This is a genomic window from Flavobacterium erciyesense, from assembly GCF_018069925.1.
Classification (GTDB): Bacteria; Bacteroidota; Bacteroidia; order Flavobacteriales; family Flavobacteriaceae; genus Flavobacterium; species Flavobacterium erciyesense.
On the sequence record NZ_JAGPXB010000017.1, the window covers coordinates 1 to 16454 of the forward strand.

Genomic DNA, 16454 nt, shown 5'->3' on the forward strand with positions numbered 1-16454 from the left:
TCAAAAAAATGTAACCGATTTAACCTGTATTTCAAACAATGCCGGTGTAGATGATTTTGGACTTGGACTGCTTTTGCAAAAGCGCCAAATCAAAAAAATGATCTCATCGTATGTGGGTGAGAATGCCGAGTTTGAACGTCAGATGCTATCAGGCGAACTAGAAGTAGAATTGACACCTCAAGGAACTTTGGCAGAAAAGTGCCGTGCTGCACAAGCCGGAATTCCTGCTTTTTTTACGCCAGCAGGTTACGGAACTGAAGTAGCTGAAGGAAAAGAAGTTCGCGAATTTAATGGTAAAATGCACATCATGGAACTCGCTTACAAAGCTGATTTTGCTATTGTAAAAGCATGGAAAGGTGACGAAGCAGGTAATTTAATTTTTAAAGGAACTGCTCGTAATTTCAATTCTAGCATGGCTGGAGCTGCAAAAATTACTATTGCAGAAGTAGAAGAACTTTTGCCCGTAGGCGCATTAGACCCTAACGAAATCCACATTCCTGGAATTATGGTACAACGTATTTTTCAAGGAGAAACGTTTGAGAAAAGAATTGAACAACGAACTGTGAGACAAAAGTAGTATTCAGTTTGCAAATAATTATATGGACTTCATTTTATGATTTAAGTATACTCAAATTATAAAAACCTTACCAGTTTCAAAAATAAAATTATGGCTTTAACAAAAGAAGATATAGCAAGAAGAATTGCCAAAGAAGTACAAGACGGCTATTATGTTAACCTAGGGATTGGAATTCCTACCTTGGTGGCTAATTATGTTCGCACCGATATTTCAGTTGAATTTCAAAGTGAAAATGGCGTATTAGGCATGGGACCATTCCCTTTTACCGGAGAAGAGGATGCCGACATCATTAACGCAGGAAAACAAACTATTACTACCTTGCCTGGCGCATCGTTTTTTGACTCCGCTTTGAGTTTCGGGATGATACGTTCTCAAAAAGTAGATTTAACCATTTTGGGCGCTATGGAAGTTGCCGAAAATGGCGACATCGCAAACTGGAAAATCCCAGGAAAAATGGTAAAAGGAATGGGTGGCGCAATGGATTTAGTCGCTTCTGCTGAAAATATCATTGTAGCCATGATGCATGTAAACAAAGCAGGCGAATCAAAAATCCTTAAAAAATGCTCTTTGCCATTAACGGGCGTAGGTTGCGTTAAAAAGGTAGTAACCGAGCTTGCAGTACTAGAGGTTACCCCAGCAGGTTTTAAGCTTTTAGAGCGCGCGCCAGGCGTTACAGTAGAACACATCATCGCTTCTACCGAAGCTAACTTGATAATTGAAGGTGATATTCCTGAAATGGATATCAACTAATCGACATCAAGTCCTATAAAAAAACCTCAAATGAAGTTCATTTGAGGTTTTTTTATGACTTTTAGAATTCTGTCGATTCTCATCAGTTACGAAGCTCGGAACTTTATATTTTCCGTTAAAATTAAAAATTCTTGTGAAACATTAGCTTACTACAAAATTCCCAATTGCGAGAAACGCTTGTCAGAAGTAGCAATTATTCATCATTTTTGTCATGATTTGCTACCATAAAACTTTGCGCGATACTATCTCTATCTAAAAATATGATTAGTTCTTTCGAATATCTTTGGTCTATTGTTAAATCTTTTTCCGAGGTTATACTATATTTGACATACTTTGAATGCGATGTTGATTCAATTTCTACGTTTCCTAAGAGCTTTTCAATTTCTGAATATTTTAGACCTTTAATTTTATGATTGTCCAATAAGTCATAAAGCATTTTTTCTCGATCTCTGTAGCAATCTTTCTGTTGATTACTTAACCATAATCTTTTGTCAAACTTCAGTTTAGTTACACATTCAACTTTTTTTTGACACGCTTGAATTGCCAAGACACTTAAAAGTAAAAACACTATTCTTTTAAATTCCATAGTTTCTTTTTCCAAGGTTTCGAGAAAGGTTTCTACTAACTTCTTTCTATTTACTTTCTAAATATTCCGTTAGTGCTGTTGCTGCATGTGTAAAACTAGGAAATTGCTCCACCATACTTACCGCTCTTTTTTTATTTAGTTTGTAAGTCAAATCAAACTCTGTTGTAAACAAAATTGCTGACAAAAACGGATTATTAATAAATGGCAATAAACGATCAAATGCGCTGCCGATTGAGTGAATTTCAAATAATTCTTCTTGCTGAAATTTAAACTTTAACTCCAATTGTAAATCATTCTCCACCACTACCGGCCGCACATAAATATTCATCAATAAAGTGTTCCCAATGGTTTTAGCTAGCGTTAATTTGGCAAAAGTACCATCCTGCAAACTTGCTTTTACCTTAGAATAAAACTCTGAAAAGGTTTCTTGAAATGACATAAAATTAGATTTATGAAGCAAAAAAACCGCACAAACACTCCCGGTTGTGCGGTTTATAGTTTGCTTTAATTAATTACAAATTATTGAAAAAATCGTTCCCTTTATCATCAGTAATAATGAAGGCTGGGAAATTTTTTACTGTTATTTTTCGAACAGCTTCCATACCTAACTCTTCAAAGTCAACTACTTCTACCTTTAAGATGTTATCTTGTGCTAAAATAGCTGCTGGACCTCCAATAGAGCCTAAATAAAAACCACCGTAAGTTTTACAAGCATTCATAACTTGTGGCGTTCTATTTCCTTTAGCAAGCATGATCATACTTCCGCCGGCTTTTTGAAATTCTTCTACGTAAACATCCATTCTTCCAGCTGTGGTTGGTCCAAAACTACCTGATGGCATTCCGTCTGGAGTTTTTGCTGGTCCCGCATAATACACCGGATGATTTTTGAAATACTCTGGCATAGGTTTTCCTGCATCCAAAAGTTCTTTGATTTTAGCATGCGCAATATCACGCGCTACAATCAAAGTTCCGTTCAGTTTCAAACGCGTTTTAATTGGATATTGTGATAACTTTTTAAGAATATCCGCCATCGGTTGGTTCAAATCAATCTCTACAGCAGGTTCTAAATGTGGCGGCGTTGCAGGCAATAAACGCCCAGGATTCACCTCAAGTTGTTCTACAAAAATACCTTCTTTGGTAATTTTTCCCTTTATGTTTCTATCGGCAGAACACGAAACCCCTAATCCTACAGGGCAAGAAGCAGCATGTCGTGGTAAACGAATTACACGTACATCATGCGTAAAATATTTTCCACCAAATTGTGCTCCAATAGCGCTTTCTTGGCAAATTTGTTGCACTCTTTGCTCCCATTCTAAATCACGAAATGCTTGACCGGCCATGTTTCCTGTAGTTGGCAAGTGATCGTAATAACCTGCTGATGCTTTTTTAACAGCAGCCAAATTAGCCTCGGCTGAAGTACCCCCGATTACAAACGCTAAGTGATATGGCGGACAAGCAGAAGTTCCTAAATCCATGATTTTAGCACGTACAAACGCATCCATCGACTTTTCGTTCAAAAGGGATTTCGTTTGTTGGTACAAATAGGTTTTATTGGCAGAACCGCCCCCTTTTGCTAAAAACAAAAACTCGTACGTATTTCCTTTTTTGGCATAAATATCAATTTGAGCAGGGAGATTAGAACCAGAATTCTTTTCTTCGAACATACTGATCGGCACAATTTGAGAGTAACGCAGGTTTTTCTCCTGGTAGGTGTTGAAAATTCCTTTTGAAAGCCACTCGGCATCATCCACACCTGTGTATACGTTTTCTCCTTTTTTAGCCACTACAATCGCTGTTCCGGTGTCTTGACAAGATGGTAATTGACCGTCAATAGCAACTGCAGCATTTTGCAATAAATTATAAGCCACAAAACGATCATTATCTGTCGCTTCTGGATCATCCAAAATAGCACGTAATTTTTCTAAGTGTGAAGTACGAAGCATAAAAGAAACGTCTTTCATGGCTTCTTGCGAAAGCAACTCCAAACCTTTTGGATCAACGGTAAGGATTTCTCTATCACCCAGCTGTTCTACTTTTACGTAGTCTGAAGATATTTTTCGGTATTGTGTATCGTCTTTTAAAATAGGATAAGGATCCTGATAAATAAAGTCCATGGTGTAATGTTTTTACAAATATAAAATAGTTAGTGTAAGTTTAAAAGTTACTCAAAAAGCAACGCTAAACTACTACGTTAAAATACTTGTTAGTAAAAAAAGAATTAGCAAACCGATGGCGATGTATTTGGTATATTTTGACATTGTGATATGAATTAAAAAAATTATTGAATCCCTCAAAAGAATGAAAAATTGATTAAAAATCCTAGTACATAATTGGTTCGTGCGAAATCAAATCAAAATTTAACAATATGTTGTGTTACTACGAAAGTTCAATTATAAGTTTTTTTGTTTTGTCAACGGATTTTAATCCGTTGTAATTAGTCACCATAAAATTGAGAACCTTAGGATTGGCACATTTTTAAGAAAATTTATCGACTGGCTTAAAAAAACCAGCTAGCTACAAAAATTGCTGTAATTACACATATCACGTCTACTAGCAACATGGTTCCTAAAGCGTAACGCGTATTTTTGATATTCACCGACCCAAAATAAACCGCAATTACGTAAAAAGTACTTTCGGCGCTACATTGAAAAATACTACTCAAACGAGCTGTTAAGGAATCCGGACCGAAAGTGTTCATAGAATCAATCAAAAACCCTCTAGAACCTGCAGAACTAAACGGACGCAATAATGCAACTGGCAAAGCATCTGTGATTTCTTTGCTTACACCCATGTTAGAGAAAATAAAGGCAATTCCGTTACTGATAATTTCAAACAAACCACTATTTCTAAACAAGGAAATAGCAACCAACATCCCTAAAACGTAAGGAAAAATAGTTACTCCTGTTTTCACACCATTGTTAGCACCTACTACAAAAGCATCAAAAACGGTAGTGCTTGCGGCAGTAAATTTCTTTTCATTCCAGAATGAAAAAATCAAAGTGAACGCAATAATAGCGATTAAAATTAAAGCTGACAGATTAGATGTAAAGTAGTTTTTACCCACTAAATCAAGTTGGTTCACATACATCAGCAAACCAATAATAGCTGCGATTAACGTAATTAAAACCAATACCAATGACGCACTTTTAAAATTGATTTTTTGTTTGATACCCACGATCAAAAAGGCTGCAATGGTACCTATGAACGACGTGATAATACAAGGCAACATCACATCGGCAGGATTAGCGGCATTAGCGGCAGCACGATAGCCAATGATTGAAGTAGCTATCAAGGTAAGCCCCGAGGCATGCAAGCACATGAACATAATTTGTGCATCACTAGCTTTATCTTTTTCAGGATTGATTTCTTGTAAACTTTCCATGGCTTTGAGGCCAAAAGGCGTTGCAGCCGAATCTAAACCAAGAAAATTAGCTGCAAAATTCAAAGTCATATACGAAATCGATGGGTGATTTTTGGGAATACTCGGAAATACTTTTACAAAAACTGGACTTAAAGCTTTGGCCAATTTCCCCGAAGCACCTGAAATAATCAGAAGCTCCATTAACCCACAAAAGAAAGCCAAATAAGCCATTAATGGCAAAACTAAATCTAGTAAAGTACTTTTACAAGTAGGCAATAAACCATCTGATTTTTGTACGCCACTGTAGATTTTTACGGTTTTATTTTTAAAAACATAAGTTGTATCCGCGTTTAAAGTGTCGCGATTGACAATCATGGTTTGATCTGGTGCATTTTTGATACTGTCTTTGATAAAAAGGGGCAATTGCTCCGGCATTTTTTCAGAAATCAAAATCGGGTCGTCTTTTTTTCCATTCAATACATAATCAATTGTATAGGTGTTTGCACTGAACAAACTCACTACTACAAAAACAATTGATGAAATAAAAATAACCAACCAAAATCTACTCAATACCATAACTTATAATTTTTGTAAATGTAATAAATCGATATCAATAACAATTACAATGTCAATTTCAATAAAAGAATTTTAAATTGAGATTTCATTTTGACATTCATACTGCCATTCAAGTTACTTACACATGAATAATCTCGTCTTCTATCAACAACTCTTCTCTACGCAAACGCAGAAAAATTTGCGCTACAGCAATAGTATCTCGCTCACAATAAGTAACAATGCGGTCAATGTCTTTTTCCACATAAAAAACATGACCCACTTGACTACCATCGATATCGCCTTTTGAAGAAGGAATGCCTAGTACTTTACACATCAATTTCAAAGAAGTAAAATGTTTGTAATCGCCAAATTTCCACAATTCTAATGTATCTAAATGCGGAATTTCCCAAGGTTTTTTTCCAAATAAATTCAGCTTGTTTGGAATTGCAATATTGTTGATAATCATGCGCCTAGCCAAAAAGGGAATATCAAATTCTTTGGCGTTGTGTCCGCACAAAACATGCTGTGGTTGATTGAAGTGATTGTTGAGCAAATTATTAAAGTCGGAAAGTATTTTTTTCTCCTCGCCAAAAAAACTCGTTACTCGAAAATTACGAATGTCACCTTTGATGGTAAAATAACCTACCGAAATACACACAATTTTACCAAACTCGGCCCAAATACCCGCACGATCATAAAAATCTTCGGGAGAAAACTCTTCTTTGCGCTGGTATTGAGTTTTGTGTTCCCAGAGCGATTGCATTTCAGGATCTAAAGCATCGTAATTTTCAGATTCTGGAACGGTTTCTATATCGAGAAACAGAATGTTGTTGAGATTTATTTTTTCGATCATTTTTTATGGCACGCAGATGACGCTGATTTAAAAGATTTGCACGGATAATCTTAAACGAATATAAAAAAAATATTCATAACCAACTAAAATAAACTATGTTGCGGGGAAGGATTTTCATGCTCTAACAACCATTTTTTGCGCCATAATCCTCCTGCATAGCCCGTTAATGAACCATCACTACCAATGACTCTGTGACAAGGAACTACAATCCAAAGTGGGTTTTTCCCATTTGCGGAAGCCACAGCTCGAATGGCTTTTGGATCACCAAGAAATTTGGATTGTTCTAGATAGGTTCTTGTTTTACCGAACGGAATATCAAGTAATGCGTTCCACACTTTTTGTTGAAAATCAGTTCCCTTGGGATTGAGTTTAAAGGTAAAATCAGTTCTTTGAGAATTGAAATATTCTTGAAGTTGCTGTACAGCCTCTTGTAAAAAAACGGGAATTTGAGCGGATACTTCACCCTCTTCTAAAACTGTTATTTCAGAAACACCATGTACATCACCTGTAATGGCAGCAATTCCTAGCGGAGTATTGATGTAGACTGTTTCCATTTTTTAAAGGTAAAAAAATAATCATTGTAGACTACATACGGTCATAAAAAAACCATTCGTACTTGCGAATGGTCTTTGTTTTTAGCCCTGATAGAAGCGGCATCTCCCGATTTAGAAAAACAAGGCTTTTTTGCCGTAGTTTTTATTTATCGGGAATACAGCGGATAGCAGGATATAGCTCCTAAAAAAAGTAGCTTTATTTTATATGAGAATAGACGTAGGCTTCTAACGCTTTCAATTCCTCGTCAGACATGGCTTTTGTGAGTGCAAAGTTAGCTTTCATTACCTCGTATTGACTTGGGTCTACAATTGGTTCGCCTTCGCCTTTTAAAAACGTGACCATGTCAGCATTTTTACTTTTATAAATACCCGCAATGTCTTGTAAGCTGGGACCGATTACCTTTTTGTCAATTTGGTGACAGGCGATACAATTTCCCTTTCCTTCAAAAATTTCTTTTCCTAATTCTACTGGAGTTTGAGCAACTTCTTCAGTAGTTGTTGGGTACAAGGATTCTTTTTTGGTTTCTTCTTTTTTACAAGATAGAAAGCAACATACTGCTACTAAGCAAAGGATCTTTTTCATTATTTTTTATTTAAAAGTATAGCGGCTTCTTTAGCAAAATAAGTCGAAATTAAACTGGCTCCTGCACGCTTGATGCACATTAACTGCTCCATCATGGTTTGGTCGTGATCCAACCAACCTCTTTCGGAAGCGGCTTTGATCATGGCATACTCGCCAGAAACATGGTATACCGTTACAGGCACATGAACCGCATTTTTTACCTCACGAACGATATCTAAGTATGCAATCCCGGGTTTTACCATGACCATATCAGCGCCTTCTTCAACATCCCAAAGTGCTTCTTTGATGGCTTCAAGACGATTGGCATAATCCATTTGATAGGTTTTTTTATTTTTTGGAACAACGACATCCGCTTCTTTCGGAGCAGAGTCTAGAGCATCGCGAAAAGGTCCGTAAAATGCCGAAGCATATTTGGCAGAATAACTCATGATGCCCACGTTATGATACCCTGCAGCATCTAAACCTTGGCGCAAGCGTAGTACACGTCCGTCCATCATATCGCTTGGCGCTACAAAGTCGGCACCAGCTTGAGCATGAGATACGGCCATTTTTACCAAAGCATCGTTGGTAGAATCATTTTCGACATCGCCATTTGCTATGATTCCGTCATGACCATAAATAGAATACGGATCTAAAGCTACATCAGGCATGACAATCATTTCTGGACAAGCGGCTTTGATGGCACGAATGGCATTTTGCATAAGTCCGTTTGGGTTCCAGGCTTCAGTACCGGCGTTGTCTTTTAGATTTTCGTCAACTTTTACGTAGATGTTTACTGCTCGAATTCCTAAATCGAATAATTCTTGCACTTCTTTAACCGTCAAATCAATAGAACGGCGGAAAATTCCCGGCATAGATGGAATTTCTACTTGTACGTTTTCGCCTTCGGCAATAAACATAGGAAACATAAAATCACTTGGACTTAATGTAGTTTCTCTAACTAAGGAACGAATGGATTCGTTAACTCTCAATCGACGACCTCTTTGTAATGGGAACATGATTATTTGAATATTTTTAATATTATTATAACTACTATTAATAGTATTGGGATGACCAAAAATGATATGATTCTGACAGTTATTAGCTCATTACGTTCATATTTTTTTGAAACAAAAGATCTTAACATTAGTAAAAATGAAATTAATACAACAAACATTATAAGTAACGCATATAGTTTATCATCAAAAGGCACACTTGAATTTGATGTATATGCCCCTTGGAATAACAATGCAATTATAGCAGAAAAAATACCTAATAATTCAATGTTTTTCTTTGAATTACTTTTAATGTCTTCTTGTAGTTCATCTCTATCTTTTTCAAAATGCTTCATTATTGAATTAAGATTACTTAGACTCTTTATTTCATTTTCAACCCTTAAAATGGATGCCTCTGTATACTTTTCAAATTCATCATACTTTTCAAATTCTATTGGTAAAGAGAAAGTAGCAGAAGAAAACACATTGATAATCTTATCTCCTAAAACATGTTTTTTTAAGCATTCTCTGAAAGGTAATTGATATGAATAATTCAAATGTACTTTAGACCACTTTAAAAATCTTTTAAAAAAATCAAAATATTTCTTTAAAAGATCTAATGATTTATTTACTTGTTTTATTGAATCCTCTGAATCCTTATTATTAAGTGAAAATTCACTTATTTTAATTTCAATGTAATTATTTAAAAAATCACATATTTTATAATATGGAAAAAAATTATTTAGAAAAGATTCATCTTGAATTTTTTGAATTTTTTTAATATCGCCATTAATAAGCATCTCTATCTCATCTATATGCAAATCAAAAGAGATATTCCTAATTGCTTCTGAGAAAACATTATTTGATATATAGTTCTTAATTTTATTTAATGAGAAACTATCAAAAACTATATTATCAATCGGTATTGAGTCAATTTCTGTTAAAAGCTCTTTAAGTTTATTTAAATCTGTATTTAAATCTTTGTAGCATTTCGTTAAAGCGTGAAAATCTAAAGCACTGACCTTACCTATTTTTAGTATTTTTTGAGAATTCCTATTCAGAGTGATTGATTTCTCATAATTATCCTCGCTTAAAAAGTGATTTTTAGAATATCTATCCCAATCTTTAAAAACATCAAATTGGAGTTTATGAGAAACAAAATCGAAGTTAGATTCTTTTCCCAAAAAAACATAATTTTCATTATGTACATCCTCTTCTTTATACTTTCTAATTATAAATTTTCTAATTAAAAAAGTGCTTTTTTCGATTAATAAAATTAAAATATTGGAAATAGCGGGAGTTGATTTAAAGTACTTATTACAGCTCTCTAATTCATTTTTTGAAATTAATAAACTTTTTAGATCTTCAATATCATATTTTAGATAGAAATCCTTTCTTAATAAGATTAAATTATTTTTTATAGAAAGTAAAAGCTCTTTTTTTAAATCACTATCATTTATAAAACGGCTATTCTTTAGCTCTTCTAAAATGTCTTGAGTTTGGTCAGATAAATCAAAAAGTGTATTTAAAGATGGATTTTCCACCAGTCGCAATAAAAATTTAGAGTTAGATTGATATTCAATGAGACACTTTTTTAAAATTGACAATGGCTCTATCTCCTCTATTTTTCCCTCTAATGATAGTAGTAATTTTTCATCGATACCTTCCTTAAATTGAACATATTGTAGTCTACCACAAACAGCAATTGTTTTTTTTATTGTATCCAAAAAATCATTAAGGAAGCACTCACCAGCAATTATAGATAAATGCAAATATTCAAAATACTTTACTAAAACGTCTTCTTCGAACTTTTGAATTTCATTTTCAAAATGACTCAAAAAAACATCACCATAAAAATCTTCATCTTCTTCAATTCCTATTAAAGAGGTCTCTCTTAGAGCATTTTCATATGCTTCTGTAGACCAATCTGTCTTTGATAAAACAGTAATTTGATTTAATATTTCTTTTAACCATTCACAATTCATTATAATCAAACTAAATCTAAATTAATAACTTTTATATCTTTAGTAATATCTTCTTTTGGGATTATAGAAGAATATGAATTCCTAGCTCTAGCTAGCATATAATTTTTTCTCCAACAATTCCATTTATGCGATAAATCAACAAGAGTTCCTGCATCAGCAAAGACTAATCTCGGCTCAAGTTCCATTAAGATTTCAATTGAAGACAATATCTTAGATTCTACATTTTGATTAATTAACGGCTTATTTCCTGTGAAAGTAATATTGTCATTTGACAATATAAATTCATTAAAATTTTTATTAATTCTAATTCTGGTATAAACAGTAGTTTCAACTGGACCATAAGGCATCGCCCAAAATTCATTCTCATTTAAGAGCAAATCATCTTTGTCACTATTTATTGCAATGACAAAAAAATGAAGTTTAATTAATTTTAAAATACTAAAATCATTATTTCTGTTAAAATCTTCAATAGAGACAATGTTGTTTTCTTTCATATACCAATCACGCAAATGAAAAACTACGTTTTTGAATATTTCAATTGAATTTTCCATAAAAACTCGTTATTTAGATTAAGTAAATGTAATGTATTAAATCCAATTTATCGGGTTTTCTAGCACTTTCAATAACTTTTCTTCTTCGCTTCCATCCTCTGGATGATGATCGTATACCCACTGAACGTGTGGTGGTAATGACATCAAAATAGATTCAATTCTTCCATTGGTTTTTAGGCCAAATAAAGTGCCTTTGTCGTGTACCAAATTGAACTCAACATAACGACCTCTTCGGATTTCTTGCCAGGTTCTTTGTTCTGGGGTATATGGTAAATTTTTTCGTCGTTCTAAAATTGGAACATAAGCGGTAAGAAATGAATTGCCAACTTCGGTTACAAAATTGTACCAGTTTTCCATTGACATTTGTTCGGTTTCCTTGCAATAATCAAAGAATAATCCGCCTAGTCCACGAGCTTCATTACGGTGTGCATTCCAAAAATAGGCATCACATTGTTTTTTATATTTCGGATAAAACTCTGGATTGTGTTTATCACAAGCAGTTTTACAGGTTTGATGAAAATGAACTGCATCTTCTTCAAATAAATAATAGGGCGTTAAATCCTGTCCGCCACCAAACCAACTGTTGATTACGTTTCCGTTATCGTCATACATTTCGAAATAACGCCAATTGGCATGAACCGTAGGTGCCATTGGGTTCTTAGGATGGATTACCAAACTCAATCCGCAAGCAAAAAAATCAGCTTCGCCCACGTTGAATAATTTCTGCATCGAATCGGGTAATTTTCCGTGCACTGCCGAAATATTGACTCCGCCTTTCTCGATAACATTTCCGTTTTCAATTACACGTGTTCGTCCTCCGCCACCTTCTGGACGTTCCCAAAGATCTTCCTTGAATTTGGCTTGACCTTCAACAGCTTCTAAGCCAGCAACAATCTGGTCTTGAAGATTTTGTATGTAGGTGTAAAATTTATTTTTCATATTTATCAGTTATCAGTCGCAGTTGCCAGTCGCAGTTATTCGGTAAACTGAAACTGAGACAGTTTACTTTTGATACTCCTTCACAGCATCAATAAATGCTTTGGCATGATCTACCGGAATATTTGGTAAAATACCATGGCCTAAATTCACAATGTATTTGTCTTTTCCGAATTCGTCAATCATTTCGTGAACCATTTTCTTGATAGTTGGAATTGGTGACAACAATCTTGATGGATCAAAATTACCTTGTAAAGTGATGTTTCCACCTGACAAATAACGTGCATTTCTAGGTGAACAAGTCCAATCTACTCCTAGTGCAGAGGCTTTACTTTTACCCATTTCATTTAAAGCAAACCAACATCCTTTTCCAAAAACAATAACTGGAGTTACTTCAGCTAAGGCATCGATGATTTGGTTGATGTATTTCCATGAGAATTCTTGGTAATCAACTGGCGATAACATACCGCCCCAAGAATCAAATATTTGTACTGCATTCACACCTGATTTTACTTTTTCTAATAAGTATAAAATAGTAGTATCGGTGATTTTTTGTAATAAAGTGTGCGCCGCTACTGGATCTGAGAAACAGAATCCTTTGGCAGTATCAAAACTTTTAGACCCTTTACCTTCAACAGCATAACAAAAAATAGTCCATGGCGAACCCGCAAAACCTATTAAAGGAACCTCATCGTTCAACATTTCTTTTGTCAACTTTACAGCATCAAAAACGTAACCTAAAGTTTCATTTACATCCGGAACAAACACTTGGTTTACTTGTTCCATGGTACGAATAGGATTTGGGATAATTGGTCCTAAATTGTCTTTTAATTCCACGTGAATTCCCATAGCGCGAGGCACAACAAGAATATCCGAAAATAAAATGGCAGCATCTGGGGCAATTCTACGAATAGGTTGAACCGTAATTTCGGCAGCTAATTCAGGAGTTTCGCAACGAGTGAAAAAGTCATATTTGTCTCGCAAAGCTCTAAATTCTGGTAAATACCTTCCTGCTTGACGCATCATCCATACCGGTGGGCGTTCAACAGTTTCTCCTTTTAGTGCTCTTAAAAACAAGTCATTTTTTAACATAATTCTATTTTTTTATTCCTCTTTGAGGGTTTGTTTTGATCTATTTGATAGGCTTTATTCGCCTTCTGTTGTATAATATTCTATGAGTCCGATAATTAAATCTTCAATAGTTGGCTCTTCGGCCACCACAATGCTCTTTGTTTTTCCTTTTAAAGCCGCGGCGGTAGTCTCGCCAATGCAAAAGCAAACTTCTTTTTTTAGCTTATTTTCTTTTAAGTAACTCTCTACTCCCGATGGGCTAAAAAAGAGGATCCCTGCAAAATTTTCTAGACTTGAAATTTTAAATGGTGCTAACTTAGTTTGGTACACTTCAATTTCATTAAACACGATTCCAGCATCCTTTAGTGCTTGCGGTAAAGTTTCTTTACGCAAATTACCACTAAAAAAAGTGTAGCTGTTTTGACTGTAAATTAAGGTGATAATTTCGGCTAGCTCTGAAGCATAATCCATGTAAACATCTACCGTAAAACCATTTTGCTCTAGTAATTCTTTGGTTTTGATGCCTACGCAAAAAGCAGTTTTGGTTCGTAAACCTTCCCAACCGTCTTGTTCTAACAAACTTAAAACAGCGTTCTGACTACTGAAAATAAGATTTTCTTGAATATTTTGAAGTGAAAATGGAGTGTTTGTTATTTCGATAAAATCTTGTTCCAAAAGATCAAAGTTGGCATCGAGAACCGCTTTTCTTTGAACTCCAGAAAGTGTTTTGGTAGATAAAATATTAATTTGCTCCATTATTTCTTTAAGCTGTTTTTGATGGATGTCATAAGTGCTGCTCCACCATTTTCAAGAATTTCTTGTGCGCAATAAAATCCTAATTTTTTCCACTCTTGCATTGGAACGGTTTTTTCTACTTCGATTTTTTCTTTTCCATCAATAGAAAACAAAACGCCTTTGAAAACAATATCGTCATCTACAAAAACGGCTAAAGCACCAATTGGAGCTGTACAACCGCCTTCTAGCGTTCTTAAAAATTGTCTTTCAATGTGGGTGCACACTTCTGTATCAATATCATTCAACTCATGCAGAGCTTGTCTTGAAAATTCATCTTCAGCCATGGCTACTACCAGCATAGCTCCTTGGGCTGGTGCGGGAATCATCCAATCAAGATCAATATAATCTTCTGGTTTAAGGTTGATTCTTTCCAATCCTGCTGCTGCAAATACAGCTCCACTCCAATCGCTTTCTTGTAGTTTTTTCATGCGTGAATTTACATTTCCGCGTAAATCAACCACCGTATGATTCGGGTATTTATTAAGCCATTGTGCTTGACGGCGCAAACTACCCGTAGCAATGGTTCCAGTTTGATTTAAAAAATCGAGATTGCCTTTGTGTACTAAAATATCGAGTGTATTGGCTCTTTCGAGAACGGCTGCTTGAACAATTCCGTGTGGTAACGCAGTTGGAACATCTTTCATAGAATGTACCGCAATATCAACATCGCCATTAATCATAGCCACATCGAGTGTTTTAGTAAAAATTCCAGTGATTCCTAATTCATAAAGAGGCTTATCAAGAATGATATCGCCTTGCGATTTTACGGCTACAATTTCAGTTTTGTACCCTAAATCATTTAGTTTTTTTTGGACGGTATGAGCTTGCCAAAGTGCCAATTCGCTATCGCGAGTTCCTATTCTAATTACTTTTTGAGCCATATTACGATTGCATCCTTAAAAAACGAAAGGATTATTTTATTGTGTAATTTTAAGACAAATTAATCTTGTATTTTTCTTCAATTGCTGAAGGTACAACTTTTGGGGCCAACTGTCCAATTTGAAACACTTTTTCAATAAAATCAATGCTATCGTCTACCGATGTATTTTCATCTTTTAGATGACTTGCAAAATGATTAGTTATTTTTTGAATGATTCTTGAACTGATTAAATCCGCTTGTTCCTCGTCAAAGTTAATTGTTTTTTTTCTTTGTAACGCCAATTCGGTCGCAACAATATCATTTAACTTAGCTTTTAGTGCGTGAATAGTTGGCGCATATTTACGACCATTCATCCAAGTATTTAACTCTAATTTTAAATCCTCAATAATCGCTTCGGCAGCAGGAATGTGCTGTTTTCTGCGCTCTAAAGTGTCATCCGTCATTTGAGATAAATAATCTAAATGAATTAATGTTACACCATCGATATCAGCAACATCAGGATTTACATTTCTTGGAATTGATAAATCCAGAATTAAAAGCGGCTTTTTAAGGTTCAAAAGTGTTTTGTCAATAGTTGGATTCTTGGCTCCGGTAGCCACAACTAGCACATCTGTTTGCTGAATTTCTTCTTGCAAATTGGCATAATCTTTTACAACAACATTCAATTTTCCAGCCAATTGTTCCGCCTTATTTTTTGTTCTGTTGATTAGCGTTATGTGACCGTTTTTTGTGTGTTTTACTAAATTTTCGCAAGTATTTCTACCAATTTTTCCAGTTCCAAAAAGCAAAATGTTTTTGTTACCAATGTTTTCTACATTACGAATAATATATTGAACTGATGCAAACGAAACCGATGTTGCACCAGATGAAATTTCAGTATCTGTTTTAATTTTTTTACTCGCTTGAATAACCGAGTTTACTAAGCGATCCATAAAGGTGTTTACTAAACCTTCTGTTTTACTTACTTTGAATGCATTTTTGATTTGGCTGATGATTTCAAAATCACCTAATATTTGACTATCTAAACCTGTTCCTACACGAAACATGTGGTTGATAGCATCTTGACTTTTATAAATGTAAGCTACTTCTTGAAACTCTTCGACAGAGCCATTGCTGTTTTCACAAAGTAATTTGATTAACTCGTAAGGATGATTAGCAAATCCGTATATTTCGGTTCTATTACAAGTAGAAGTAACAATTAAGGATTCTATTCCTTCTTCTTTAGCTTGCGCCAAAAGTGCTGATTGTGCACTAGCGTCAAGGCTAAATTTCCCTCTCATGGTTGCGTCTGCTTTCTTGTAACTTAAGCCTAAAGCATAAAAAGTGGTGTTTTTGGACATACTAAATTTTTCCATATTATACTTTCCTTAAAAAGTTCAACAAAATTATTACTAACTATTTTATAAAAACAACGCTAGAGGTACTTTTTATATCGCTATGAAA

At 34.7% G+C, this 16454-nt stretch carries 17 protein-coding genes; 2 read left to right on the forward strand and 15 right to left on the reverse strand.

Annotated features, from left to right (window positions below):
* Both KBJ98_RS13805 and KBJ98_RS13810 read left to right on the forward strand, forming a co-directional pair.
* The coding region (locus KBJ98_RS13805) for a CoA transferase subunit A (protein WP_210791492.1) at positions 1–577 on the forward strand (577 nt) is incomplete at its 5' end.
* Between the two features lie 90 nt (positions 578–667).
* Complete coding sequence (locus KBJ98_RS13810; RefSeq protein ID WP_210791494.1) at positions 668–1327, forward strand: 3-oxoacid CoA-transferase subunit B; 660 nt, start codon at positions 668–670, stop codon at positions 1325–1327.
* 193 nt (positions 1328–1520) lie between these two features.
* On the opposite strand, the gene KBJ98_RS13815 is transcribed toward KBJ98_RS13810, so the two are convergent.
* The 15 genes from KBJ98_RS13815 to hemA all read right to left on the reverse strand — a co-directional run bounded on the left by KBJ98_RS13815 (position 1521) and on the right by hemA (position 16366).
* Entirely contained in the window at positions 1521–1928 is a 408-nt protein-coding gene (locus KBJ98_RS13815) for a hypothetical protein (protein ID WP_210791496.1), read from the reverse strand.
* A 31-nt stretch (positions 1929–1959) separates the two neighbouring features.
* Complete coding sequence (locus KBJ98_RS13820) at positions 1960–2352, reverse strand: hypothetical protein (RefSeq protein WP_210791498.1); 393 nt, start codon at positions 2350–2352, stop codon at positions 1960–1962.
* Positions 2353–2425: 73 nt separating this feature from the next.
* Entirely contained in the window at positions 2426–4027 is a 1602-nt protein-coding gene (locus KBJ98_RS13825; RefSeq protein WP_210791499.1) for a fumarate hydratase, read from the reverse strand.
* A gap of 383 nt (positions 4028–4410) precedes the next feature.
* Positions 4411–5850, reverse strand: a complete 1440-nt coding sequence (locus KBJ98_RS13830) for a nucleoside recognition domain-containing protein (protein ID WP_210791501.1) — start codon at positions 5848–5850, stop codon at positions 4411–4413.
* Positions 5851–5968: 118 nt separating this feature from the next.
* Positions 5969–6682 carry a 3'-5' exonuclease gene (locus KBJ98_RS13835; protein WP_210791503.1) on the reverse strand — a complete coding sequence of 238 codons (714 nt, stop codon included), beginning with the start codon at positions 6680–6682 and terminating at the stop codon, positions 5969–5971.
* 83 nt (positions 6683–6765) lie between these two features.
* A complete protein-coding gene (locus tag KBJ98_RS13840) occupies positions 6766–7236 on the reverse strand; it encodes a methylated-DNA--[protein]-cysteine S-methyltransferase (RefSeq protein ID WP_210791505.1) in 471 nt (156 codons plus the stop codon).
* Positions 7237–7432: 196 nt separating this feature from the next.
* Complete coding sequence (locus KBJ98_RS13845; RefSeq protein ID WP_210791509.1) at positions 7433–7819, reverse strand: c-type cytochrome; 387 nt, start codon at positions 7817–7819, stop codon at positions 7433–7435.
* Entirely contained in the window at positions 7819–8817 is a 999-nt protein-coding gene (hemB, locus tag KBJ98_RS13850) for a porphobilinogen synthase (RefSeq protein ID WP_210791511.1), read from the reverse strand. The genes KBJ98_RS13845 and hemB overlap by 1 nt, the downstream gene beginning before the upstream one ends.
* A gap of 2 nt (positions 8818–8819) precedes the next feature.
* A complete protein-coding gene (locus KBJ98_RS13855) occupies positions 8820–10778 on the reverse strand; it encodes a hypothetical protein (RefSeq protein ID WP_210791513.1) in 1959 nt (652 codons plus the stop codon).
* A 5-nt stretch (positions 10779–10783) separates the two neighbouring features.
* A complete protein-coding gene (locus KBJ98_RS13860) occupies positions 10784–11329 on the reverse strand; it encodes a Panacea domain-containing protein (protein ID WP_210791515.1) in 546 nt (181 codons plus the stop codon).
* Positions 11330–11365: 36 nt separating this feature from the next.
* The gene (gene hemF / locus KBJ98_RS13865; protein WP_210791517.1) at positions 11366–12268 is read right to left on the reverse strand and encodes an oxygen-dependent coproporphyrinogen oxidase; all 903 of its coding nucleotides are present in this window, start codon (positions 12266–12268) and stop codon (positions 11366–11368) included.
* Positions 12269–12331: 63 nt separating this feature from the next.
* Positions 12332–13357 (reverse strand): uroporphyrinogen decarboxylase, encoded by a 1026-nt coding sequence (hemE, locus tag KBJ98_RS13870; RefSeq protein WP_166132573.1) that lies wholly within the window; start codon positions 13355–13357, stop codon positions 12332–12334.
* 54 nt (positions 13358–13411) lie between these two features.
* A complete protein-coding gene (locus tag KBJ98_RS13875) occupies positions 13412–14092 on the reverse strand; it encodes a uroporphyrinogen-III synthase (protein ID WP_210791519.1) in 681 nt (226 codons plus the stop codon).
* The gene (gene hemC, locus KBJ98_RS13880) at positions 14092–15012 is read right to left on the reverse strand and encodes a hydroxymethylbilane synthase (RefSeq protein ID WP_210791521.1); all 921 of its coding nucleotides are present in this window, start codon (positions 15010–15012) and stop codon (positions 14092–14094) included. The genes KBJ98_RS13875 and hemC overlap by 1 nt, the downstream gene beginning before the upstream one ends.
* A 49-nt stretch (positions 15013–15061) precedes the next feature.
* Positions 15062–16366: a glutamyl-tRNA reductase gene (gene hemA / locus KBJ98_RS13885; RefSeq protein ID WP_166132576.1), complete on the reverse strand. Its 1305-nt coding sequence runs from the start codon at positions 16364–16366 to the stop codon at positions 15062–15064.
* Positions 16367–16454 lie beyond the last annotated feature (88 nt).